The following is a 16778-nucleotide window of genomic DNA, read 5'->3' on the forward strand; positions in this document are numbered from 1 at the left end:
TGAAATCAACGGTGCGCCGTGGCGCGGAAAGTATTGAAGCGCGAACGCGGCGACATGCCAGTGAGATACAGCGGCGCGATCGCCTCGATGCTCGCCGGCTCGCCGATGCCGAGTTCCGGCGCAAGCGGCCCGCTCGCGATGCTTGGCGTCTTCATGGAATCGAGGTTGTCGCGCGACATCAGCGGTTCGCCGGGCGCCATTTCCAGCGTCATCGCCTGAAGGCGGCCGAGACTCTCCGGCAGCTTGACGATGCGCGCATGCTTGCCGATGGTTGCGCCCGCGAAGCGCACGAGTTCCGCGAGCGTATAGACGGCGGGGCCTGCGAGTTCGTAGACCATGCGGTTCGCGGCATCGAGGTCGAGCACGTTGACGATGGCCTTCGCGACATCGCCGACGAAAACCGGCTGGAATTCGGCGTCCGCGCACGCGAGCGGAATCACCGGAAACAGCCGTTCGAGGAACGCAAACTGGTTGAGCAGATTGTCCTCAGGACCGAACACGACCGAACTGCGGAAAATGGTCCAGTCGAGGCCCGACTCGCGGACTTGCTTCTCGCCATCGCCCTTCGAGCGCAGATACATGCTCGGACCTTCCGAGTCCGCGCCGATGGCGCTCATATGAATGAGCCTGCGCACGCCCTTCGCCGCGCACGCCGCGACGATCTTGCGCGGCAGCTCGACATGCGCTCGCGCGAACTCGGGCCCGTACGGATCGCCGCGCCGCCCCTGCAACACGCCGACGAGATTGATGACCGCATCGGCTTCCGCGACGAACGCGGCGAGCTTGATGGGATCGTGAACATCGGTTTCGAGCACGTCCACCGGCAGTAGCGTCAGATGCGCGGCGTTCGACCGACGCCGTGTCGCAATCCGCACATTCTTGCCGAGATCGACCAGCGCGTTGACGAGATGGCTGCCGATGAAGCCGGAGCCGCCGATGATCGCCACGTTCTGATGTTGCATGTTCGCCTCTTGTGTCGCGGCTGCCCGCTTGCGCTGACGAATGCGGGGCTACGAGGTAAGGACGAGCCGCCGCGCGTGCTTCCGATGAACGGATGGCCGAGCGCGGCGTGGCGTGAAGCGCGCTTACGGCGCGATATAACCCAGCCGCGCCTTCAGCGATTGCGGACGGCCTTCGAACAGCGCCGCGTAGTACACGGTGTTCGACAGCACGTTCTTCACGTAATCGCGCGTCTCGGAAAACGGAATGGTTTCAGCAAAAACCGCGCCCTCGACCGGCGCGCGCAAATCCTGCCGCCATTGGCGCGGCCTGCCCGGACCGGCGTTGTAGCCGGCGGTGGCGAGCACCGGCGAGTTGTCGAACTGATTGTAGATCATCGACAGGTAGTTCGTGCCGAGCAGAATGTTGGTGTCGATGTCGTTCATCTGCGCGCGCGACAGCGAGCCGAGACCGATCTTCTTCGCGACGAGTTGCGCCGTGCCGGGCATCAACTGCATGAGTCCGCCCGCGCCCACTTCCGAGCGCGCATTGATGATGAAGCGCGACTCCTGGCGAATCAGACCGTAGGCCCACTCGGTGTCGAGCCCGGTGCTTTGCGCGTCGCGCTCGACGATCTCACGGAACGGCGACAGATACCGCAGCGTGAAATCGTGCTCGGTCTTGGTCTTGTCGGCAGTGTTCACCGTGCGGTCGTACAGTTCGATGCGCTTTGCGTATTGCGCAGCGGCGAGCAACTGACGGTCGGTCATGGTGCGCAGCGGCCAGTTCCATTCGCGATTGCCTTCGAGCCGCATGTTGAGCGCATAGAAACGCTGCGACAGCGCGAAGCCCGGCACCGACTGCATCTGCGCAATCTCGGCGTCGGAGACGGTCGTGCGCGGCGGCAGCGTGATCTTCTGGCCGAGCTCTTCCAGCGCGAGCTGGCCGTAGAAGTTGTATTGATCCGCGATGCTCTGGAATTCCTGACTGGCCGTGGCCGCGTCGCCCGCCTGCTTGACGGCGCGCGCGTGCCAGTAGACCCACGCGGGCTGGCTGCGCAGCGTGGGCGGCATCTGCTCGATGGACCAGCGGACCATGTTCCAGTCGCCCGCGAGCAGCGCGCTGCGCGTGCGCCATTCGTACGCCGGATTCGACAACGGCGCATTCGCCGACAGCCGATACCAGTCCGCCGCCGACGGCATGCGCTTTAGCGCCGCCTGATAGCCGATGGTGCCCCAGCCGATCGCGCGCTCGGCGGGCGTAAGGCCCGGCGCGACGGAACTGAACGTGGCCGCGGCCATCGCCGGATCGTTGCGCGCGAGGCGCGTGATGGCGAGCAGCGTCAGTTGATGCGCCGGCGTGTTCGGCATGACGCCGCGCGCCAGATAAAGCGGCGGCTTGTTGACGGCGTTGTCGAGCAGTTCGGGCTTCGGCCGTTCCTGGCCGAGCGCATCGACGATATTCGCGCCGGTCGTCGTGTAGTTTTGCTCGTACGCGAGGCGGATCTGCTGCCAGATATCGTCGCTCGTGAACTGGCCGGACTCCGCGAGCGCCGCGATGAGATCCACGCAGCCGTCGCCGTACCATTTCGGATCGACGAGCAGCGCGCGCGCCGCCTCCGCGATGTTCTCGCCGCGCGACTGCCGCGCTTCGAGCGCATAGCATTTGACCTGCGTGTCGTCGTTCAGCACGAAGCGCGAATACTGCTGCTCGAAGTTGCGCCAGTCGTGACGGACGCCGAGCACCACGAGGTAGTCGTTGCGCATGCGGTCGGCAATGGCCTGGCCGTCGTAGCGTTGCAGGAACGAGAGCACCGGCGCGTCGGGCGCGTCCGGGCGCGCGTGGCCTTGCGCATCGAAAAGCTGCGGCTTGATCGTGAAGTATTCGACGTAACCCGGCGCCGGGTAATTCGGAATCTGCGCGGCGAGCGCGGCGGCACGGCCGGCATCGTTCGCGCGGGACGCCTCGCGCAACTGCATGAAGACGCGGTCGTCGGCGGACGGCGAAAAGTCGGCGTCCGGGCGCACGGCCGAGGCCGTTCCGCAGGCGACGAGCGTCGCGGCGGCAAGGGCGTAACCGACCGCAAGATATACTCGGTTGAAGCGTTTTGACATCGTTATGACTGGAGCGCGAGGTGGTCCAAAGATCGGTTGAAAGCATAGCACGCAACGTTTGCGCGGAACCTGTCCGCGCGGAGCCGAAGAGCGCCCTGCGCGCCACGCTGCTCGCGCGCCGCGAGGCGCAGGCCGAAGACCCGGCGCAAGCCGCGCGCAACGCGGCGCTGGCCGAGCGGCTGCGCGCGCTGCTCGATGAGCGCGCGGTCCGGTGCATCGGCTTTTATTGGCCGGTAGCGGGCGAATTCGACGCGCGTGCGGTCATCGCGGATTGGCTCGCATCGGACGATGCTCGCGAAGCCGCATTGCCGGTCGTCGTGCAGCCGCATGCGCCGATGGCCTTTCACGCATGGCACGCGCAATCGCCGATGAAGCCGGGCCGCTATCGCATTCCCGTGCCGGAAGAAGAGAGAGTCGTGGTGCCGGAATTGCTGCTCGTGCCGTGCGTCGGTTTCGATTCGGACCGATACCGCCTCGGCTACGGCGGCGGCTACTACGATCGCACGCTCGCGGCGTGGCCGGTCGCGAAGAAGCCGGCGACCATCGGCATAGCGTATGAAATGGGCAAGCTCGGCGCGCTGCCGCGCGAATCGCACGACATGCCGCTCGATGCGGTCGTTACCGAAGCGGCGCGCTACTGAGCCGCGCCTAGAGCGACGCCGCCGCGCGCGCGGCGGTGTCGTAGAGGCCGGATGCGTTGCGCATCAGTTGCGCCGCCTCGCCGATCTGTTCGTTGGTCAGCCGGCTTTCGCGCAGCGCGGAAATCAGGCAGCTTTCCCGCACTTCGCGGTACTTGCCGCACAGTTCGCGCCCCGCTGGCGTCGTCGTGAAGAACACTTCCTTGCCGGCCTTTTCGCTCGTCACATAGCCGCGCGTCACGAGTTTCTTGAGCGCGTAGGTCGCCACATGCGTGTCCTCGATATTCAGCACGAAGCAGATGTCCGCGAGCTTCTTCTTGCGGTCGCGATGGTTCACGTGATGCAGCAGCGACACTTCTACCGCCGTCATGTCCTTGGCGCCCGCCGCCGACATGCAGCGCACCATCCATCGGTTGAAGGCGTTGCTCGCCATGATGAGCGCGTACTCGAATTCGGAGAGTTCCGCGCTGGTTTCGGAGACGAGGTGCTCGGACGACACGATCTTGGTTGGCTGACGCGACATGGCGATGACCGTAGAAAAGTGCGTCGCAGTGTAGCGCAATGCGTTCGCGCCACACTCCAGACAAACGCGTATTGATAATTTCTTGATAATTTATTGACAATGTAACATTCCGAGACGGAGTGGCGAAAGCGGTCTTCCCACGAAAACGCCGCCGTGCTCGAAGGACATACTCGAACGCATGACCAGACCACGAATTTATCCGCTCGGCGAAAGCGCGCTCGTCTGCGACGTCGCGCCGCCCGCCACGATCGACTGCCAGCGCCGCATCTGGACGCTCGCGGATTACGCGCGCCTGCTGCCGCACGTCGTGGAGGTCGTGCCGGGCATGAACAATCTGACGATCGTGTTCGATCCGCTCGAGGCCGACTACGCAAGCCTCGCGGCGCAACTCGACGCGCAATGGGACGTGGCCGGCCACGCCGACACCGAAGGCACGCAGATCGACATTCCGGTGCGCTACGGCGGCGACGACGGCCCCGACCTCGCGGCGCTGGCCGAGCACGTCGGCTTGTCGGTCGATGAAGTCGTGAAGCGTCACACGCAAGCCGAATACATCGTGTTCTTTCTCGGCTTCCAGCCGGGCTTCGCGTATCTCGGCGGGCTCGATCCCGCGCTGCACATGCCGCGCCGCCGCGAGCCGCGTCTCGAAGTGCCGGCGGGATCGGTCGGCATCGGCGGGGCGCAGACGGGCATTTATCCGGCGACCTCGCCGGGAGGCTGGCAACTGCTCGGCCGCACGGACGTGAAGCTCTTCGACCCGGCCCGCAATCCGCCGACGCTGATGCAGCCCGGCGACCGCGTGCGCTTCATCCCGGTGGAGGTGCGCGCATGATCGACGTGATTCGCGCGGGCGTGCTCTCCTCGGTGCAGGATCTCGGCCGCCCCGGTTACCGGCATCTCGGCGTGAGTTCGGGCGGTGCGCTCGACGCGCTATCGCTCGAAATCGGCAATCGCATCGTCGGCAACCGGCCGGATGCGGCGGGCATCGAAGTGACGTTCGGGCCGACCGTGCTGCGCTTCAAGCGCGCGACGCGCATCGCCATCACGGGCACCGACTTCGGCGCGACGCTCGACGACGTGCCGGTCTATTCGTGGTGGAGCCTGCCCGTGCGCGCGGGCCAGGAACTGACGCTGCGCGCGGCGAAGCGCGGCATGCGCTGCTACGTGTGCATCGCGGGCGGCATCGACGTGTTGCCGATGCTCGGCTCGCGCAGCACCGATCTCGGCGCCTGCTTCGGCGGACTCGGCGGACGCGCGCTGCGCGACGGCGACCGCTTGCCGGTGGGCGTGCCGCAGCCGCACAAGGGCATCGCGTTTTCGCCGGAAGAACCCGCGTTCGGCGTGAAAGCGCCCGCGTGGTGCAAGTTCGTGCTCGTCGATGAACCCGTGCGCCGCGGCCGCCACGCGCCCGGCCTCGCGTGGGCCGCGCCGATTCGCGTGCTGCGCGGCCCGGAGTACGCGAGCTTCACCGACGAGTCGCAGCGCGACTTCTGGGACGACGAATGGACCATCACGCCGAACAGCAACCGCATGGGATTCCGCCTCGCCGGCAGGCCGCTCGAACGCCGCGCGAAGACGGAACTACTCTCTCACGCGGTGCTGCCCGGCACGATTCAGGTTCCGCCGAACGGCCAGCCGATCATCCTGATGGGCGACGCGCAGACCACGGGCGGCTATCCGAAGATCGGCGCGGTCATCAAGGCCGACTTGTGGAAGCTCGCGCAAGTGCGGCTGAACGGCGGCGTGCGCTTCGTCGAGACATCGGTGGAGGAAGCGCGCCACGCGCTCGCCGAAGAGCGCCAGTACGTGAGCCAGGTGGAAACGGCCATCGCGATGCACGAAGAACGCATCGGGCGATGAAGGACAACCCAACGCAACGACTACTTCAAACGACATCATCATGCAGATCGATCTGAACGCCGATCTCGGCGAAGGCTGCGGCTCCGACGAAGCCCTGCTCGACCTCGTCAGCTCCGCGAATATCGCGTGCGGCTGGCATGCGGGCGGCGCGACCGCCATGCGCGACTGCGTGCGCTGGGCGGTGCAAAAGGGCGTGGCGATCGGCGCGCATCCGAGCTTCAACGATCCGGAGAACTTCGGCCGCAAGGAAATGGACCTGCCGCCCGACGAAATCTACGCGGGCGTGCTGTATCAACTCGGCGCGCTCGCGGCCATTGCGAAGGCGGAAGGCGGGCGCATCGCGCACGTGAAGCCGCACGGCGCGCTCTACAACCAGGCGGCCAAGACGCCGGAAATCGCGGATGCCATCGCGGCCGCCGTGCGCGACTTCGATCCGTCGCTGCTCGTCTTCGGTCTCGCCAATAGCGGCCTGATCGATGCGGCGCGGCGCGCGGGGCTCGTCGCCATCGAAGAAGTGTTCGCGGATCGCGGTTATCGCGCGGACGGTTCGCTCGTGCCGCGCAAGGAGCCGGGCGCGCTGCTCGACGACGAAGACGCCGTGCTCGAACGCACGCTGTCGATGGTGCGCGACCAGCGCGTGCAGGCCGTCTCGGGCGACTGGGTGCCGCTCAACGCGCAGACTATCTGCCTGCACGGCGACGGCGAGCACGCGCTGGCGTTCGCGCGGCGCATTCGCGGCGCGCTGGCGGATGCGGGCATCGGCGTTCGCGCCGCTCAAGCCGCCTGAGCTTTTTTTGAAGCATCGAACGCCCCGCCTTGCCGGGGCGTTTTAGCAAGCGGCCGCAAGAGCCGATAGTCGTTCGCTGTCACCACGCGCTCGCATCGAGGCGCGATGTTTGAATCGACATACCGTTTGGAGATCTCATGGCAACCGCAGTCAATTTATGGCCGCTCATCGGCGTGGCCGTCATCATCGTGGGCTTCGTGCTGCGCTTCAATCCGATGCTGATCGTGGCCGCCGCCGCGATCGTCACCGGCCTGGCGGCGCACTTCCCGCCCGAGCGCATTCTCACCGCCATCGGCAGCGGCTTTCTGAAGACGCGCAATATTCCGCTCATCATCCTGCTGCCGCTCGCGGTGATCGGCCTGCTCGAACGCCACGGGCTGCGCGAGCGCGCGCAGATCTGGATTTCGAGCATTCGCGCGGCGACGGCCGGGCGTCTTCTGATCGTCTATCTGCTCGTGCGTGAGCTGACGGCGGCGGTCGGGCTGACCGGTTTGGGCGGTCATCCGCAGATGGTGCGGCCGCTCCTCGCGCCGATGGCCGAAGGCGCGACCGAAGCGCGTCACGGCAAGCTCTCTGACGCCGTGCGCTTCAAGCTGCGCGCTTACGCGGCGGCGACCGACAACGTGGGCCTTTTCTTCGGCGAAGACATCTTCGTGGCGTTCGGCGCGATCGTGCTGATGGTCACGTTCCTGAAGGAAGCGGGCATCGTCGTGGAGCCGATGCACGTCGCCGTCTGGGGCATCCCGACGGCCATCTGTGCGTTCCTGATCCACGGCTTCCGGCTGTGGCTGCTCGACCGCCAACTCACGCGCGAACTCGACGCACTGACGCGCAACGTCGCGGGAGAAAAGGCATGACGCTCACCATCAACTATCTGTTCTATCTCGTCGGCATCGTGCTCGTGGTCGTCGCGGGCATGATTCTCACGGACAAGTCGCATCCGCGGCGGCTCTCGGCCGGCACGTTCTGGCTCGTCTATGCGCTGATCTTTCTGATCGGCGACTGGCTGCCGGTGTCGGTCGTTGGCGTGCTGGTCGTGGCGATGGCGCTGATCGCGGGCTTCGGCGGCGTCACCGGCGCGAAGCCGAAGATGCTCTCCGAGGAAACGCGCCGCCAGAGCGCCGTGCGTCTCGGCAACAAGCTCTTCGTGCCCGCGCTGACGATTCCCGTCGTCACCGTGATCCTCACGCTCGGCGCGAGCCATCTCGTGTTCGGCGGCAAGCCGCTGATCGAACTGAAGAACGTGACGCTGATCGGCTTCGGCATCGGCTGCGTGATCGCGTTGGCGGTGGCGTGCGTGATGACGCGCGATACCGTCGGCCAGTCGATGCGCGAGACGCGCCGCCTGATCGACGCGCTTTCATGGGCGGCGGTGCTGCCGCAGATGCTCGGCATGCTCGGACTCGTGTTCTCGGATGCGGGCGTCGGCAAGGCCGTCGCGCACGTCACCACGGCTTACGTCAACATGGATTACCGGCTCGTCGCGGTGGCGGTGTACTGCATCGGCATGGCGCTGTTCACGATGGTGATGGGCAATGGCTTTGCCGCGTTCCCGGTGATGACGGGCGGCGTCGGCGTGCCGATTCTCGTCGGCGTGTTCCACGGCAATCCCGCGACGATGGTCGCCATCGGCATGTTCTCGGGCTACTGCGGCACGTTGATGACGCCGATGGCCGCGAACTTCAACATCGTGCCCGCCGCGCTCCTGGAGTTGCCGGACAAGAACGCGGTCATCAAGGTGCAGGTGCCCACCGCGCTGACGTTGCTGATCGTGAACATCTTCTTGCTGAACTGGCTGATGTTTATCTGATGCGGCGGTCGCGCTTGAACGTCAGGCAGGCGCGACCACGAACCCGCGCTTTCTCAGCAGCTCCAGCACGCCGCGCGGCCCGCCCAGATGCAGCGCGCCGATGGCCACGAACACCGGCTTGTCGGGCGCGGCGAGCTGCACCATCCGCGCGACGAAGCGCCGGTTGCGCTCGTAGACCACGCGGTTGTCCACTTGCGCAGCGAGCGCCTTCGACCGCGCGAGCTTGCTGCTTTTCGCGTCGTCCCAGGCTTTGAGCGCGTCCGCATCGCCGATACGCCATAGCCGATGCAGCTCCTTCACGTCAGCGATGTTCTCGGCCGGCGTCTGCACCAGATCTTCCGCGAGCATCTCGCGCTGCTGCGCGGAGCTGAGCCGCGTGAACGTCGAAATCTGCTCGTTCAAGGTCTCCAGTCCGACGATCTTCCCCCGCACGCGCAGATAGACGTTCTGCAATTGCGCCTCGGTGCCGTACTCGCTCTGGAAGCCGGCCTTCAGCGTGTCGTAGGTTTCGATCAGCATCGACGCGAGCCACGGCCGCGTATGCCGCAGTTCCTTGAGCGCCGCCGGATTGCTGCGCATGCGTGCTTCGACTTTCTTCCACATCGAATCCGGCAAATAGTCGATCAGACATTCGCTATGGCACATGCCATAGCGGTTCACGTCGTCTTGCGACGACAGGAGTTCGTCCGGGGAGATTTCGAGCGCGAGTGTCGGCGACGCATAGAGCGCCGCGAGAATGGGCTGGCGGAAAGGCTGCTCGGGCGGATAGTCGCTCGAAAAACCGACGTGCAGCGTGCCGAGCACGTAGAGCGTCGTCGCGCCCTTCGTCGCGACATAGAACGGCATGTGCGGCGGCTGCGCGCGCACCGGGCCGCTCGCTGTGGTGCCGTTGCTGCGATCCACACGCGGCGGCTGCGCGGGCCGATCTGGAACGTCGGTCGCGCTGGCCTCGCCGGCGGGCTGCGGCGTGCCGCCCGGCGGCGCACGCGATCCGGTGACGGCGAAGCTCGCGGTCGAAACGCTGACGCAGACCGCGAACGCCACCGCTGACGCCATGAGCGTGCGTCGAGCGCGAGCGGACAACGCCGCGACCCACAGCGCCGCGCAGACCGCGAGCGCCGCCGCACTCGATGCAACGCGGCGCGCCCGGTCAGCGACCGGCCGCGCCGCCTGCAATTCAGGCGTCGCCTTCACCGACCTCCTCGGCGCGGTGGCACGAGACCTGACGGCCATCGACCACCCGCAGCGCCGGCTCCTCGACGCGGCATCGCTCGATCGCATACGGGCAACGCTGATGGAACGTGCAGCCCGACGGCGGATTGAGCGGCGAGGGCATCTCGCCTTCCAGCTTGATCTTGATGCGCCGGTCTTCCTCGAAGATCGCGGGCGTCGCGGACATCAGCGAGCGCGTGTACGGATGCCGTGGATTCGCGAAGATCGTCTTCTTGTCGCCCAGCTCGGCGATGCCGCCGAAGTACATCACCATCACGTCGTCGGCAATGTGTTCGACCACCGACAAGTTGTGCGAAATGAACACATAGCTCGTGCCGAACTGCTGTTGCAGGTCCATGAACAGATTGAGAATCTGCGCCTGAATCGACACATCGAGCGCCGACACAGGTTCGTCCGCGACGACGATTTGCGGGTCGAGAATCATCGCCCGCGCGATCGCCACGCGCTGACGCTGCCCGCCCGAAAACATGTGCGGATAGCGCGACGCGTGTTCGGGCCGCAAGCCGACCGTGCGCATCATCTGCGCGATGCGCCCGGCGCGTTCCGTCGACGAGAGCTTCGTGTTGATGGCGAGCGGCTCGCCGAGCGTCTGCTCGACGGTCTTGCGCGGATTCAGCGATGCGAACGGGTTCTGGAACACCATCTGTACGCGCTGACGCAGTTCCGCGATCTTCGCCTTGCTTGCGCCTGCGACGTCTTCGCCTTCGATGAGCAAGCGGCCCGACGTCGGCGCTTCGATCATCGTCAATTGCCGTGCGAGCGTGGACTTTCCGCAGCCCGATTCGCCGACGACCGCGAGCGTGCGCCCGCGCTGCAATTCGAACGACACGCCGTTGAGCGCCTTCACCGTGCCTTGCGTGAACATGCTGCGCTTTACGGTGTAGTGCTTCGTGAGCCGGTCGGCGGCCAGCACGATGTCCTGCGTCTTTTCCTTCGGTACCGCGTTCATCGCGCGCCCTCCTCGACAATCTGCGCCTCGCGTTCGGCGCGCACCGCCTGCGCGACTTCCTGCGCCACATTCAGCGGCTTGATGCAGCGCGCGCGCACGGCGGCATCGCGCGCGTCGAGCTGATACAGATGCGGCCTGCCCTTCCAGCAGTCATCGACCACATACTTGCAGCGCGGCGCGAAGAGACAGCCGCTCGGCCGGTCGTCGCGGCCCGGCACCATGCCCGGCAGCGCCGCAAGGCGCGCCGCGCCGCGGCTGTGCTCCGGAATCGCGGCGAGCAACGCCTCCGTGTACGGATGATGCGGCTCGCTAAAAATCGCCGGCACGTGGTTCGTTTCGATGATCTCGCCCGCGTACATCACCGCGACGCGCTGCGCGACCTCGGACACGACCGCCAGATCGTGCGAAATCAGCACGAGCGCCATGCCGCGCTCCTTCTGCAAGCGCACGAGCAGCTCCATGATCTGCGCCTGAATGGTCACGTCGAGCGCGGTGGTCGGTTCATCGGCGATCAGCAGCTTCGGATTGCACGCGACCGCCATCGCAATCATCACGCGCTGGTTCATGCCGCCCGACATCTGATGCGGGAACGTGTCGATGCGGTTCTTCGCGTCAGGAATGCCGACCTGGTCCAGCAATTCGAGCGCGCGCTTGTTGAGCGCATCGCCGCGCAGGCCTTCGTGCAGCCGCAGCACTTCCTTGATCTGATAGCCGACGGTGTAGCTCGGGTTCAGGCTCGTGAGCGCGTCCTGAAACACCATCGCGATGTCCTTGCCGATGATCTTGCGGCGAGCGCGCGCCGATGCCTTCAGCAAGTCGTGGCCGTCGAAGGTGATCTGATCGGCGGTGACCTTGCCGGGATGGTCGATGAGGCCCATCAGCGCCATCATCGTGACGCTCTTGCCCGAGCCGGATTCGCCGACGACGCCGACCACTTCGCCCGGCTTCACCGATAGATTGATGCGATCGACCGCTTGCGTGCCGCCGAACGTCACTTGCAGGTTACGGATAGTCAGTAGATCGGTCATGTCATGCCATCCGTTTCAGTTTCGGATCCAGCGCGTCGCGCAGCCCGTCGCCGAGCAGGTTGATGACGAGCACCGAGACGAGAATCGAGAGGCCCGGCATCGTCACGATCCACCATGCGCTTTCGATGTAATCGCGCGCCGAGGCGAGCATCGCGCCCCACTCCGCAGCAGGCGGCTGCACGCCAAGGCCGAGAAAGCCGAGCGCGGCGGCATCCAGAATCGCCGATGAAAAGCCGAGCGTCGCCTGCACGATGAGCGGCGCGGCGCAGTTCGGCAGCACTTGCGAGAACATGAGCCGCGCGGTGCTCGCGCCCGCCACGCGCGATGCCGTCACGTATTCCTTCTGCAATTCGCCGAGCGCGGAGGCGCGCGTGAGACGCACGTAACCCGGCAACGCGACGATGGCGATGGCGAGCATCGTATTGACGAGCCCCGGCCCGATGATCGCGACGACGGCCACCGCGAGCAGCAGCGACGGCAGCGCGAGCAGCACGTCCATCACGCGCATGATCGGTGTATCGAGCCAGTGGAAGAACGCAGCCATGAGCCCGAGCACGACGCCCGGAATCAGCGCGAGCACCACGGACACGAAGCCGATCCAGAACGACAGCCGCGCGCCGTACATGAGGCGCGAGAGAATGTCGCGGCCCGCTTCGTCGGTGCCGAGCAGGAACATGCGGTTGCCGCCGTCGAGCCATGCGGGCGGAATCTTGACGTAGTCGCGATACTGCTCGATCGGGCTATGCGGCGCGATCAACGGCGCGAAGATCGCGATGAACAGCAGCACGAGCACGATGATGCCCGCCGCCACCGCGCCGCGATTGCGCGAGAAGTTCGCCCAGAACTCGCGCGCCGCGACGATGCGGCCGGACGGCGGCGTCAATGCGCCGGGCGGGATATTGTTTTGAACGTCAGCCATTCGTTATGCCTCGCGCCGAACCGCCTCGAATGAGGCATGCGCCCCCTTGGGGGGGCAGCGAACAAGTGTGAGCGTAGGGGACCATGTTTCCTCAGCGAGTATGGCGAATGCGCGGATTCAACACGCCGTACAACAGATCGACGACCAGATTCACGACGATCACGAGCGTCGCGATCATCAGAATGCCGCCTTGCACGACCGGATAGTCGCGGCGCGAAATGGCGTCGATGAGCCACTTGCCGACGCCCGGCCACGAGAACAGCGTCTCGGTCAGCACCGCGCCCGCGAGCAGCGTGCCGACCTGCAACCCGATCACGGTCACGACCGGAATCAGCGCGTTGCGCAGCGCGTGCACGACGACCACGCGCAGCGGCGAAAGGCCCTTCGCGCGCGCCGTGCGGATGTAGTCCTCGCGCAGCACTTCGAGCATCGACGAGCGCGTCATGCGCGCGACGACCGCGAGCGGAATCGTGCCGAGCACGATGGTCGGCAGGATCAGATGCGAAAGCGCCGAGGTGAACGCGCCTTCATCGCTCGAAAAGAGCGAGTCGATCAGCATGAAGCCCGTGACGTGCGGAATGTCGTATTCCACCGCGATGCGGCCCGAGACAGGCGTCCAGCCGAGCTTCGCCGAGAAGAACATGATGAGGATCAAGCCCCACCAGAAGATCGGCATGGAATAGCCGGTAAGCGCCGTGCCCATGACGCCGTGATCGACCGCCGTGCCGCGCTTGAGCGCCGCCGCCACGCCCGCCGGCAAGCCGACGACGAGCGCGAAGATCATCGCGCAGATGGAGAGCTCGACGGTCGCCGGAAAGCGCGCCATGAATTCGCCCATCACGCTCGTATTCGTGATGATGGACGTGCCGAGATCGCCCTTGAGCGCATGGCCGACATAGTGAAAATATTGAAGCGGCAGCGGCTGGTCCAGCCCGAGGCGCTTCATGGCTTCGGCGTGGGCCGCCGGGTCCACGCCCCGTTCGCCCATCATGACTTCGATGGGATCGCCCGGGATCAGGTGGATGAGCGCGAACGCGAGAATCGTAATGCCGATGAACGTCGGTATCACCATTCCTATGCGTCGCAAAACGAATCGGAACATGATCGCCCTTTGGTTCGTTCTTGGGGATAAATACGCTACCGGCGGCCGGATCGTTTCGACCCGCGCCGCCGGACGTGTTTCGACTAGTTATGGTTTAGTGCAAAAAGCATTCGGCCAGCAAGACTTACTGCAGGCCGACGCCATCGAAACGCACATAGCCGAGCGGCTCGATCTTCATGTTCGTCACCTTCTTGCTGACCGGCTGATAGACGGTCGAATGCGCGATCGGCGAGAACGGCAGTTGTTGCGCGAAGATCTGCTGCGCGTCGGTGTACGCCTTCGTGCGCGCGCCGACATCGGTGGTCGAGCGGCCCTTCACGACGAGATCGTCGAACGGCTTGTAGCACCACTTCGAGAAGTTGCTGCCCTTCACCGCGTCGCAGCCGAGCAGCGTGCCGAGCCAGTTGTCAGGGTCGCCGTTGTCGCCCGTCCAGCCGATCAAGAGCGCGTCGTGTTCGCCTGCGTGCGCACGCTTCAGATACTCGCCCCACTCGTACGACACGATGTTCGCCTTCACGCCGATCTTCGCCCAGTCGGCCTGAATCATCTCGGCCATCAGACGCGCGTTCGGGTTGTAGGCGCGCTGCACGGGCATGGCCCACAGCGTGATCTCGAAGCCGTTCGGGAAACCCGCTTTGCCAAGCAGTTGCTTCGCCTTCGCGGTGTCGTACGCGTTCGCCTTCAGGTTCTTGTCGTAGGACCACTGCGTCGGCGGCATCGGTGCGGTGGCCGGCTGGCCCGCGCCCTGATACACGGAATCGATGATCGCCTTCTTGTTGATCGCCATGTCGAGCGCGCGGCGCACGTCGGCGTTGCCGAGATTGCTCTTCGTCACGTTATATGCAACGTAGCCTTCGTTGAAGCCGGCCTGCGACGGCGTATCCACGTTCGATGCCGACTTCAGCGCCGCGATATCGCCCGGGCGCGGATAGCTCATCACCTGGCACTCGTTGCTCTTCAGCTTCTGCACGCGCACGGCGGCGTCCGGCGTGATCGAGAAAATCAGCTTGGAAATCTGCACCGCGTTCGGCTTCCAGTAGTCCGGATTGCCGTCGAAGCGGATGGTCGCGTCCTTCGTATAGCTGCGGAAGATAAACGGGCCGGTGCCGAGCGGATACTGGTTGATGTCCGCGGCCTTGCCGTCCTTCAGCAACTTGTCCGCGTATTCGGCGGAGAGAATGGAGGCGTACTCCATCGCCATGTTCTGAATGAACGGCGCGCTCACTTCCTTCAGCGTGAACTTGACGGTGTACGGGTCGACTTTTTCGATCTTCGAGATCAGCTTGTCGAGGCCCAGGTCCGTGAAGTACGGGAACTGCACGTTGTACGCCTTGCGGAACGGCTGGTTCGGGTCGAGCATGCGGTTGAACGTGAAGAGCACGTCGTCCGCGTTGAATTCGCGCGTCGGCTTGAAGTAGGACGTCGTCTGGAACTTCACGCCGTGACGCAGATGGAACGTGTACGTCAGGCCGTCCGGCGAGACTTCCCACTTTTCCGCAAGACCCGGTTCCACTTTCGTGCCGCCGCGCTCGAATTCGACGAGGCGGTTGTAGACGGTGAAGGTGTTCGCGGTGAAATCGGTGCCGGTGGTGTACTGCGCGGGATCGAAACCGGCGGGGCTGCCTTCCGAGCAGTAGACAAGCGTCTTGTTCGGGATTGCCGCGTTCGCGGCGCTCGCCACGAAAAGCGTTGCCGTGGCGACGGCGCCCATGAGCGCCGACATGCGGGCGACTCGCAACAGGCCATTTTTCTTCATGTTTCCTCCAAGTCAATGCCAGCTTTTGGCCGGCGTAGCGCGATCTTACTTGATCGCGTCCACCGCCTTGTTAGCGGACGAAAAAACCGGGCGCAACACTAGCACGAACAAATATGACGTGGGGAGACAGTTTTTCCCGCGATGCGGGCGATGGCGCCGACGCCAGGTATGCGCGTCAGGCCATCCGGGGAAGAAGCTGAAGAAAAGCGCGAACAATCGCGCGAGAAGGATGATATGGGCGTCGCGGGCTCAGTGCGCCGGCTTGGGAGCGGGCGGCGTGCTATCGCCGTTCGATGCGCTTTTGTTCGCCTCGGCCGCTGCTAGCCTGAGACGCACGCGTTCGAGGAACGCGGCCGTGGCGATGGCCCCTATCCGATTTTCTTCTGGCGTTGGTTCCTGTTTCAATTCCCGGTTGAAGAAGCGCCCCACATGGCTGTTGGGATGCCAGTAGTTGCGCACGTGCGGGCTACCGAGCAAATGGTCGCAGCCGAATAGTTGAACGATCACCCACTGCAGCGCATGATCTTCGCCTCCAACGAGGCGATATGCCTCGTCTTCGGGAAAGCCGCCTATGAGATTGAACATATCGCGGCGAATGACCAGGCTGCTGCTGATGGCCATACTCTGTATGAGCGCAATACTGTCGAACCACTCGTACGCATAGACCTCTGCCGGATAGCCGACGAATTGCACTTTGAGCCTGATCGCGGGCCTTTCGCGATGCTCGCGCAAATATCTGACGGCGATTGTGAGTGCCGATGGCAGATATTCGTCGTCGGCATCGAGAAAGGCGAGTACCGGCAGCGTGGCGTGCTCGACGCCGGCATTGCGCGCCCGAGCCGCGCCGCTGTTCTCCCGCAGCCTCAGCAATTCAACGCGTGGATCCTTCATTGCGAAGAACTGCGCGACCTGAGCCGACTTGTCCTGCGAGGCGTCGTCCACGACGATGATCTGCCCAACTTCCGGCTGCTTAAGGCAACTTTCCAACGCACGACTGAGCGTTCTCACAGCATTGAAGCAAGGAACGACAACTGATACGCACTGCGTGGGCCATTCGAGCATTACGTACTCCGATTCATTCGATATCCTGTTTATCGCATTAGCCTGGCAGCGACCAAAT

At 64.9% G+C, this 16778-nt stretch carries 16 protein-coding genes; 6 read left to right on the forward strand and 10 right to left on the reverse strand.

Annotation, left to right across the window (positions count from 1 at the left end; genetic code table 11):
* Positions 1-5 precede the first annotated feature (5 nt).
* The gene (locus LDZ26_RS12370) at positions 6-962 is read right to left on the reverse strand and encodes a complex I NDUFA9 subunit family protein (RefSeq protein ID WP_244847448.1); all 957 of its coding nucleotides are present in this window, start codon (positions 960-962) and stop codon (positions 6-8) included.
* Positions 963-1085: 123 nt separating this feature from the next.
* Positions 1086-3053 (reverse strand): lytic transglycosylase domain-containing protein, encoded by a 1968-nt coding sequence (locus LDZ26_RS12375; RefSeq protein ID WP_244847449.1) that lies wholly within the window; start codon positions 3051-3053, stop codon positions 1086-1088.
* A gap of 8 nt (positions 3054-3061) precedes the next feature.
* Between LDZ26_RS12375 and LDZ26_RS12380 the strand changes: the two genes are divergently transcribed.
* A complete protein-coding gene (locus LDZ26_RS12380) occupies positions 3062-3694 on the forward strand; it encodes a 5-formyltetrahydrofolate cyclo-ligase (RefSeq protein WP_370650677.1) in 633 nt (210 codons plus the stop codon).
* A gap of 7 nt (positions 3695-3701) precedes the next feature.
* Here the strand turns inward: LDZ26_RS12380 and LDZ26_RS12385 are convergent, their stop codons facing one another.
* A complete protein-coding gene (locus tag LDZ26_RS12385) occupies positions 3702-4214 on the reverse strand; it encodes a winged helix DNA-binding protein (RefSeq protein ID WP_175938477.1) in 513 nt (170 codons plus the stop codon).
* Between the two features lie 178 nt (positions 4215-4392).
* Here LDZ26_RS12385 and pxpB point away from each other — a divergent pair, with 178 nt between their 5' ends.
* The 5 genes from pxpB to LDZ26_RS12410 all read left to right on the forward strand — a co-directional run bounded on the left by pxpB (position 4393) and on the right by LDZ26_RS12410 (position 8671).
* A complete protein-coding gene (pxpB, locus tag LDZ26_RS12390) occupies positions 4393-5046 on the forward strand; it encodes a 5-oxoprolinase subunit PxpB (protein WP_244847451.1) in 654 nt (217 codons plus the stop codon).
* Positions 5043-6074, forward strand: coding sequence for a biotin-dependent carboxyltransferase family protein (locus LDZ26_RS12395; protein ID WP_244847452.1), 1032 nt, complete (start codon positions 5043-5045; stop codon positions 6072-6074). Before pxpB ends, LDZ26_RS12395 begins: the two co-directional genes overlap by 4 nt.
* Before the next feature lie 40 nt (positions 6075-6114).
* Positions 6115-6861, forward strand: a complete 747-nt coding sequence (gene pxpA / locus LDZ26_RS12400; RefSeq protein WP_244847453.1) for a 5-oxoprolinase subunit PxpA — start codon at positions 6115-6117, stop codon at positions 6859-6861.
* Positions 6862-6998: 137 nt separating this feature from the next.
* Complete coding sequence (locus LDZ26_RS12405; protein WP_175938485.1) at positions 6999-7718, forward strand: DUF969 domain-containing protein; 720 nt, start codon at positions 6999-7001, stop codon at positions 7716-7718.
* Complete coding sequence (locus tag LDZ26_RS12410) at positions 7715-8671, forward strand: DUF979 domain-containing protein (protein ID WP_244847454.1); 957 nt, start codon at positions 7715-7717, stop codon at positions 8669-8671. Before LDZ26_RS12405 ends, LDZ26_RS12410 begins: the two co-directional genes overlap by 4 nt.
* 21 nt (positions 8672-8692) lie before the next feature.
* Here the strand turns inward: LDZ26_RS12410 and LDZ26_RS12415 are convergent, their stop codons facing one another.
* The 7 genes from LDZ26_RS12415 to LDZ26_RS12445 all read right to left on the reverse strand — a co-directional run bounded on the left by LDZ26_RS12415 (position 8693) and on the right by LDZ26_RS12445 (position 16720).
* On the reverse strand, positions 8693-9904 hold the full coding sequence (locus LDZ26_RS12415) for a TraB/GumN family protein (protein WP_244847455.1): 1212 nt from the start codon (positions 9902-9904) through the stop codon (positions 8693-8695).
* A complete protein-coding gene (locus tag LDZ26_RS12420) occupies positions 9849-10853 on the reverse strand; it encodes a peptide ABC transporter ATP-binding protein (RefSeq protein WP_244847456.1) in 1005 nt (334 codons plus the stop codon). The genes LDZ26_RS12415 and LDZ26_RS12420 overlap by 56 nt, the downstream gene beginning before the upstream one ends.
* On the reverse strand, positions 10850-11881 hold the full coding sequence (locus tag LDZ26_RS12425) for an ABC transporter ATP-binding protein (RefSeq protein WP_206467201.1): 1032 nt from the start codon (positions 11879-11881) through the stop codon (positions 10850-10852). The genes LDZ26_RS12420 and LDZ26_RS12425 overlap by 4 nt, the downstream gene beginning before the upstream one ends.
* Before the next feature lies 1 nt (position 11882).
* A complete protein-coding gene (locus tag LDZ26_RS12430; RefSeq protein ID WP_244847457.1) occupies positions 11883-12800 on the reverse strand; it encodes an ABC transporter permease subunit in 918 nt (305 codons plus the stop codon).
* A gap of 91 nt (positions 12801-12891) precedes the next feature.
* On the reverse strand, positions 12892-13902 hold the full coding sequence (locus tag LDZ26_RS12435; protein WP_175938496.1) for an ABC transporter permease subunit: 1011 nt from the start codon (positions 13900-13902) through the stop codon (positions 12892-12894).
* A 124-nt stretch (positions 13903-14026) separates the two neighbouring features.
* Complete coding sequence (locus tag LDZ26_RS12440) at positions 14027-15658, reverse strand: ABC transporter substrate-binding protein (protein ID WP_244847458.1); 1632 nt, start codon at positions 15656-15658, stop codon at positions 14027-14029.
* A gap of 249 nt (positions 15659-15907) precedes the next feature.
* Positions 15908-16720, reverse strand: coding sequence for a glycosyltransferase family 2 protein (locus LDZ26_RS12445; protein WP_244847459.1), 813 nt, complete (start codon positions 16718-16720; stop codon positions 15908-15910).
* Positions 16721-16778 lie beyond the last annotated feature (58 nt).

The organism is Caballeronia sp. SL2Y3 (assembly GCF_022879575.1).
Classification (GTDB): Bacteria; Pseudomonadota; Gammaproteobacteria; order Burkholderiales; family Burkholderiaceae; genus Caballeronia.

Bases quoted from the DNA above. Each gene is read 5' to 3' on its own strand.
- LDZ26_RS12370 (WP_244847448.1), bottom strand. From the start codon at position 962: ATGCAACATCAGAACGTGGCGATCATCGGCGGCTCCGGCTTCATCGGC.
- LDZ26_RS12375 (WP_244847449.1), bottom strand. From the start codon at position 3,053: ATGTCAAAACGCTTCAACCGAGTATATCTTGCGGTCGGTTACGCCCTT.
- LDZ26_RS12385 (WP_175938477.1), bottom strand. From the start codon at position 4,214: ATGTCGCGTCAGCCAACCAAGATCGTGTCGTCCGAGCACCTCGTCTCC.
- pxpB (WP_244847451.1), top strand. From the start codon at position 4,393: ATGACCAGACCACGAATTTATCCGCTCGGCGAAAGCGCGCTCGTCTGC.
- LDZ26_RS12395 (WP_244847452.1), top strand. From the start codon at position 5,043: ATGATCGACGTGATTCGCGCGGGCGTGCTCTCCTCGGTGCAGGATCTC.
- pxpA (WP_244847453.1), top strand. From the start codon at position 6,115: ATGCAGATCGATCTGAACGCCGATCTCGGCGAAGGCTGCGGCTCCGAC.
- LDZ26_RS12405 (WP_175938485.1), top strand. From the start codon at position 6,999: ATGGCAACCGCAGTCAATTTATGGCCGCTCATCGGCGTGGCCGTCATC.
- LDZ26_RS12410 (WP_244847454.1), top strand. From the start codon at position 7,715: ATGACGCTCACCATCAACTATCTGTTCTATCTCGTCGGCATCGTGCTC.
- LDZ26_RS12415 (WP_244847455.1), bottom strand. From the start codon at position 9,904: ATGGCCGTCAGGTCTCGTGCCACCGCGCCGAGGAGGTCGGTGAAGGCG.
- LDZ26_RS12420 (WP_244847456.1), bottom strand. From the start codon at position 10,853: ATGAACGCGGTACCGAAGGAAAAGACGCAGGACATCGTGCTGGCCGCC.
- LDZ26_RS12425 (WP_206467201.1), bottom strand. From the start codon at position 11,881: ATGACCGATCTACTGACTATCCGTAACCTGCAAGTGACGTTCGGCGGC.
- LDZ26_RS12430 (WP_244847457.1), bottom strand. From the start codon at position 12,800: ATGGCTGACGTTCAAAACAATATCCCGCCCGGCGCATTGACGCCGCCG.
- LDZ26_RS12435 (WP_175938496.1), bottom strand. From the start codon at position 13,902: ATGTTCCGATTCGTTTTGCGACGCATAGGAATGGTGATACCGACGTTC.
- LDZ26_RS12440 (WP_244847458.1), bottom strand. From the start codon at position 15,658: ATGAAGAAAAATGGCCTGTTGCGAGTCGCCCGCATGTCGGCGCTCATG.
- LDZ26_RS12445 (WP_244847459.1), bottom strand. From the start codon at position 16,720: ATGCTCGAATGGCCCACGCAGTGCGTATCAGTTGTCGTTCCTTGCTTC.